The 1,535-nt window shown below is 46.4% G+C and carries 1 protein-coding gene; it reads left to right on the forward strand.

Translation table 11 applies throughout. From position 1 onward, the window contains the following. Positions 1–219 precede the first annotated feature (219 nt). The gene (locus tag R7M72_RS24565; protein WP_318056398.1) at positions 220–1,428 is read left to right on the forward strand and encodes an IS256 family transposase; all 1,209 of its coding nucleotides are present in this window, start codon (positions 220–222) and stop codon (positions 1,426–1,428) included. The last annotated feature ends 107 nt before the right edge of the window (positions 1,429–1,535 follow it).

Genomic DNA, 1,535 nt, shown 5'->3' on the forward strand with positions numbered 1-1,535 from the left:
GTTGTTCTTGCACAACTAATTTTAGTTCCCCCTTTAGAAACGGGAGATTCGTATTTCGGTGATTTCGATCGCGTTTACGTTGTTTTTCAAGCAAGTCGCCATATTTTTACAATTTAGTAACGTAAACGATTGCTCTCTGCACACGTTTCAGGGATCGAGAGTGTCCTGAATTCTGTGTAACTGTCTAAACTTAAGCCTTAAAGGCTAAGGATAGACAATATGGATAAGAAAGCACTCGAAGCTTTTGCTCGTGAAGCGGCGAAGTCAATTAAGACAGAATCTGACCTGGATGACTTCCGAAAAATGTTAACCAAGGTGACCGTTGAAACAGCGTTAAACGCTGAACTCGATGAGCACCTTGGATATCTAAAACACCAATCCAGAACCAGCTCCAACTCCCGCAATGGTTACTCGGGTAAGTCAATCATCACCGATGATGGAGAGGTCGATATCGACGTCCCTCGCGACCGTGAAGCCAGCTTTGAACCTCAACTCGTCCGCAAGCACCAAACTCGATTCCAATCCATGGACGACAAGATATTGAGCCTATACGCGAAAGGCATGACCACACGTGAAATCGTCGCAACGTTCAAGGAAATGTATGATGCTGATGTCTCACCAACGCTGATATCGAAAGTAACCGACTCGGTGCTTGAGCAAGTGATTGAATGGCAGTCGCGACCTCTCGACGAAATTTACCCTATCGTCTATCTCGATTGCATCGTGGTTAAGGTGCGCCAAGACAAGCAAGTCATCAACAAAGCGGTCTATCTTGCGTTAGGGGTCAACATGGAAGGCCAAAAAGAACTGCTCGGTATGTGGCTCTCTGAAACGGAAGGTGCCAAATTCTGGCTTAATGTGCTGACTGAGCTTCAAAACCGTGGGGTAAAAGACATCCTTATCGCTTGCGTTGACGGACTCAAGGGCTTTCCTGACGCTATCAACACTGCGTTCCCAGAGACGCAAATACAGCTCTGTATCGTCCACATGGTGCGAAACTCGGTCAAGTACGTCCCTTGGAAAGACTACAAAGCGGTGACGACTGACCTGAAGAAAATCTACCAATCAGCCACAGAAGATGAGGCTCTGCTGGCTCTAGAGCAGTTCTCTGACCGATGGGATAGTAAGTATCCTCAAATCAGTCGCTCTTGGACGGCGCATTGGGACAACCTCAACACCCTGTTTCACTACCCAGAGGATATTAGCCGAGCCATTTACACGACTAACGCCATTGAATCCCTCAACAGCGTTATTAGAAAAGCGATCAAGAAGCGCAAGCTCTTTCCAACGGATGAATCAGCTAGAAAGGTGATCTACTTGGCTATCCGAGATGCTTCCAAGAAGTGGACGATGCCGATTAGAAACTGGCGACAAGCTCTAAACCGCTTTATGATTATGTTCGAAGACCGACTCACTGAATACATGTAACCCTGACAGTTACACAGAATTATTTACAGGGTCCAGGGATCGAATACACCTCATCGATATAACGCCAGTCTCACGTCTGCGCACCAACTCCATGTATTAAAAATTGA

The sequence above is a fragment of the Vibrio sp. YT-18 genome (genome assembly GCF_033337345.1).
Taxonomy (GTDB): Bacteria; Pseudomonadota; Gammaproteobacteria; order Enterobacterales; family Vibrionaceae; genus Vibrio; species Vibrio alginolyticus.

What these genes read in the sequence shown, in the direction of transcription:
- R7M72_RS24565 (WP_318056398.1), top strand. Translation starts at nt 220, where the DNA reads ATGGATAAGAAAGCACTCGAAGCTTTTGCTCGTGAAGCGGCGAAGTCA.